General features: G+C 65.8%; 4 protein-coding genes. 2 read left to right on the forward strand and 2 right to left on the reverse strand.

Going from position 1 to position 4,523, the window contains the following annotated elements; genetic code table 11:
- Positions 1–65: 65 nt before the first annotated feature.
- The gene (gene treZ / locus M3498_15485) at positions 66–1,877 is read right to left on the reverse strand and encodes a malto-oligosyltrehalose trehalohydrolase (GenBank protein ID MDQ3460681.1); all 1,812 of its coding nucleotides are present in this window, start codon (positions 1,875–1,877) and stop codon (positions 66–68) included.
- Positions 1,878–2,125: 248 nt separating this feature from the next.
- Here treZ and M3498_15490 point away from each other — a divergent pair, with 248 nt between their 5' ends.
- Positions 2,126–2,386 carry a hypothetical protein gene (locus M3498_15490; protein MDQ3460682.1) on the forward strand — a complete coding sequence of 87 codons (261 nt, stop codon included), beginning with the start codon at positions 2,126–2,128 and terminating at the stop codon, positions 2,384–2,386.
- A 216-nt stretch (positions 2,387–2,602) separates the two neighbouring features.
- Here M3498_15490 and ychF read toward each other — a convergent pair whose 3' ends face one another.
- Positions 2,603–3,688, reverse strand: coding sequence for a redox-regulated ATPase YchF (gene ychF, locus M3498_15495; protein ID MDQ3460683.1), 1,086 nt, complete (start codon positions 3,686–3,688; stop codon positions 2,603–2,605).
- A gap of 139 nt (positions 3,689–3,827) precedes the next feature.
- Between ychF and M3498_15500 the strand changes: the two genes are divergently transcribed.
- A partial coding sequence (locus M3498_15500) for a homoserine dehydrogenase (protein MDQ3460684.1) occupies positions 3,828–4,523 on the forward strand: 696 nt, incomplete at its 3' end.

Here is a 4,523-nt window from a genome sequence, read left to right on the forward strand (position 1 = left end):
ATACCTCCCTGGCCGCCTCGAAGTCGAAGCCGGGGTGCAACTGAAGCCGGTAGCTGGCGTTCACGCTAGCTCTCCAGTTCCGCCAAGGCGGCGGCGGGCCGGGCGAAGGCAACTTTCCCCCCGGCTACCTCGGGCGCGGCGGGTTCGCCCGTGTAACGGTCTTCCTCGCTGTGCCAGACCACGCGCGCGCGCGGCGGCAGCTCGAGCGTCACCCCGCCCCGCAAGGCCACCAGGAGGACGTGCCCGCCCCTGGTCATCACCAGGCCGCCTTGAACCGGGCTCTCGGCGGTGAAGTCACCGCCGAGCCTGGGGCGCAGGGCGAGGAGGTCCTTGTAGTAGTCGAGCATCTCCCTGTGCGGCGTCCTCTCGAGCTCACCCCAGTCGAGCTTGCTCCCTTCGAAGCTCTGTGGGTCCTGGGGGTCGGGCACCTCGCCGGTAAAGTCGGGAAAGTCGCTGAACTCCTCCTTGCGGCCCTCGCTGACCAGCCTGCCCAGCTCCTCGTTGTGATCGGTGAAGAAGATGAACGGGCTCGTCGCCGCCCACTCCTGGCCCATGAAGAGCAGCGGCGTCTCGGGGGCGAAGAGGAGAACCGCCGTCGCCGCCCGGTACGCGTCCAGGGAAACATCGTCCCCAAGACGCGTGCCCTGCGGACGGTTGCCGACCTGATCGTGGTTCTGGATGCAGAACACAAAGGATTCGTAAGGCAGCCCAGCCGGATCGGAGCCGCGCGGGCCGCCCTTGTGCTCGGAGTGCTGGCCGGTGTAGAACCAGCCTTGGCGCAGGGTGGCGGCGAGCTCCTCCGTCGAATCGGTGAAGTCCCTGAAGTAAGACGCGTTGTCGCCCGCTAAGATGCTCCTGATCTGGTGGTGGAAGTCGTCCGCCCAGCCGCCGTCCATGCCGTAGCCACCCTCGCTGGTGGGCTTAAAGACTTTGGCGAGGTTGCGGTGGTCCTCGGCGACGAGATAACGGCGGGGGCCGGGTAGCGCGGCCACGGCATCGGCGAGCTTGGCGAGAAAGTGCGGCTCGTTCTCGTCATAGAGCGCGAAGGTGGCGTCGAGCCTGAGGCCGTCGAAGCGAAAGTCGCGCAGCCAGTAGAGGGCGTTCTCGAGAAAAAAGCTCTGCACGCTGTCACCCCCCTCGCCGTCCAAGTTGATGGCCTGGCCCCAGGGGGTCTTATACCGGTCGGTGAAAAAGAGCGGGCTCAGGGCCACGGCGTAGGCGCCGTCGGGGCCGAAGTGGTTGTAGATGACGTCCAGGAACACCGCCAAGCCCAGTCCGTGCGCCTCGTCGATGAGCCGCTTGAGATCCTCGGGCGTCCCGTAGGCCCGAGACGGCGCGTAGAGGGCCGAGGGGTCATAGCCCCAGTTGCGCTCGCCGGGAAAGTCGGCGACGGGCATGAGCTCGACCACGCTTACGCCGAGCTCTTTCAGGTAGGGCAGCTTGCGGCGGGCAGCGTCGAAACTGCCCTCCGGGGTGAAGGTGCCGACGTGGAGCTCGTAGTAGACGTGCTCCTTTAGCTCGAGCCCGGGCCAGTCCGTGGTCCGCCAGGCGTAGGCGGCTGGGTCCACCACCTGCGAGGGCCCGTGGACGCCCTGGGGCTGGTAGCGCGAGGCGGGGTCGGGAAAGCTGGGGCCGCCGTCCGGGCGGTAGGTGTAGAGGCTGCCGACCCCGGCCCGGTCGGTGAGAAGCTCGAAGTGGCCGTCGCCGACCGCGGTCATCTCGAGCGCCCGGCCGTCCGGCTCGAGCACGACCTCGACTCGGCTCGCTTCGGGCGCCCAGACGTGAAAGCGGATACCGTCCGCCCGCGGGAGCGCGCCGTAGGGATAGGAGGTGTAGGGGTAGGAGGTGTAGGGGTAGGAGGTGGGGGATGCTGCCATGCTCGAGTATAACAAGGGCGGTCTTTTGGATTTTGCAAGCCTCGCCCCCTTGCCCGGCGAGAGGCTTCGGAGCAAGAGGAGGCTTCGGAGCAAGAGGTCGGGCAAGAGGTCAGGGCAAGATGAAGGGAAGCTTAAGCGCCTCAGACTATTCTCAGCCGTCTCCTGCTAAACTGACAGTGCATGAGGACCTTTGGGGCCATGAGGACCTTTGGGGCGCCGAGGCGCCCACTGAAGGTAGGGGGTACGGGGTGAAACTCGGGCGCTTACACGAGCATATCGACCTGAGCTGGCACGAGTTGCAAACGCTCTGTGAGACGGAGGCGCGGTTCAACTTCGGCGTGCCCGAGATGCTCACATCGGAACTCAACATCATCGAGATGCACATCGAGGCCGCCAAATCGAGCCGCGACGCGGAGACGCTCGAGCGCGCGCTTCTAGAGACGCAGACGCTCCTAAAGCGGTTGCGGAGCCTCCTGCAGCAGTCGCAGGCCAGCTACAGCAAGTGCTGAGTGTTTGTTGTCGGTCTTGTTGCGCCGGTGCTGGCTCTTCACGAAAGTCGCAGGCCAGCTACAGCAAGTGCTGAGTGTTTGGCCAGTTTGGCCAAGCGATCTTTAATGACGTAGAACCGGCTGCTCTTTCGAGCAGCCGGTTTTTCTTTGAGGGCGGTTTCCAGCGGCACCCGACGCTGACTCCTACTAAAACCAGCACCGGGGCCTGCACGCCTCCTAGACGTTGAACAGCACGTTCATCACGTCGCCGTCTTGCATGACGTAGTCCTTGCCCTCGGTGCGCACCCAGCCCTTGCCTTTGGCGGCGACCAGTCCCCCGGCCTCGACCAGTTTGTCCCAGCGGATCACCTCGGCGCGGATAAAGCCGCGCTCGAAGTCGCTGTGGATGACGCCCGCGGCCCGCGGCGCCTTGCTGCCCTCCGCGACCGTCCAGGCGCGCACCTCCTTTTCACCCGCGGTGATGAAGGTGATGAGTCCCAAAGCCTTGTAGCCCACCCGGATGAGCCGGTTGAGGCCGGGCTCGGTGAGGCCGAAATCCTGCAAGAACTCGCCCGCCTCCTCCTCGCTCAGCTCGCCTAGTTCCTGCTCGATGCGCGCCGAGATGAGGACCACTTCGGCGCCCTCGCTCTCGGCCAGGGCGCGGACCTTTTGTGAGTGCGCGTTGCCGCTCACCACGTCGGTCTCGGGCACGTTGCAGACGTAGACGACCGGCTTGGCGGTGAGCAGGTTGAAGTCCTTGGGCAAGTCGATACCCGTGAGGCGGGCGGGCACCCCTTCGGAGAGCCTGGCCATGAGCCTTTCGGCGGCCTCCACGACGAGCGCGTCCTCCTTGTCGACGCGGGCGCTGCGGCGGAGCTTCTCGAGCCGCTTCTCCAGGGAGGCGATGTCGGCCAGGGCCAGTTCGGTGTCGATAGTCTCGACGTCGCTCAGCGGATCGATCTCGCCCGCCACGTGGATGACGCCGGGGTCGTCAAAGCAGCGCACCACGTGGGCGACGGCCGAAACCTCGCGGATGTTGGCCAAGAACTGGTTGCCCAAACCCTCGCCCCGGCTGGCGCCCTTGACCAGTCCGGCGATGTCCACGAACTCGACGGTGGTGGGAATCACCGGCGGCACCCGCTCGCCCTTGGTGAAGACATCGCGGAGGGCGACGAGCCGCTCGTCGGGCACCGCCACCATACCGACGTTCTTGTCGATGGTGGCGAAGGGATAGTTGGCGGCCAGGGCACCGGCCCGGGTGATGGCGTTGAACAGCGTGCTCTTGCCCACGTTGGGCAAGCCGACGATACCGATTCCTAACATTAAAGTCTCCAGAAAAATTAAAAATTGAAGATTCAAAATTCAAAATGTTCAATCTTCAATTTTTAATCTTCAATTTCATCCCCTGGCTACGCCAAGGCAAGCGCGTCAGTATACCAGGTCGCGTGCTATCCTCGCTTTCATGACCAGACGCATTCATGTCGGCCTCTTGGGCGCGGGTACCGTCGGCGCGGCGGTGGCCGGGCTGATCTTGGAGCGAGACGAGCTGGGCCTGGAGCTCGTGAGCGCCCTCGTGCGCGATCCCGATAAGCCGCGCGGCGCCGACCTCGGCGGGAGGCTCACCACCGACGCCGACGAGGTGATAGGGAAAGCCGAGGTGATCGTCGAGCTGATGGGCGGCACCGAACCCGCCGGCGAGCTGATGCTGCGGGCGCTCGAGCTGGGCAAAAGGGTGGTGACCGCCAACAAGGCCGTCCTGGCACAGGAGTGGCCGGCCTTCGAGCCGCACCTCAGGGCGGGCCGGCTGCACTTCGAGGCGGCGGTGATGGCGGGAACGCCCGCGATCGGCCCCTTGAGCGGCGCCCTCCGCGGCTCGCGTCCGGTCGAACTCCACGCCATCTTGAACGGCACCTGCAACCACATCCTGAGCGGGCTCGAGGCGGGCGTCTCCTTCGAGGAGGCCTTGGCCGAGGCGCAGCGCCTGGGCTACGCCGAGGCCGACCCCGGCCTGGACGTGAGCGGCATAGACGCCGCCCACAAGCTGACCATCCTCGCCCGGCTCGCCTTCGACCCGGCGCTCGAGTGGGATACCGTCCGGGAGGACAGCCGGGGCATCACTCAGCTGACGCCCGGCGTCGTCAAGAACGCCATGGAGGAC

Source organism: Deinococcota bacterium (assembly GCA_030858465.1).
GTDB lineage: Bacteria > Deinococcota > Deinococci > Deinococcales > Trueperaceae > JALZLY01.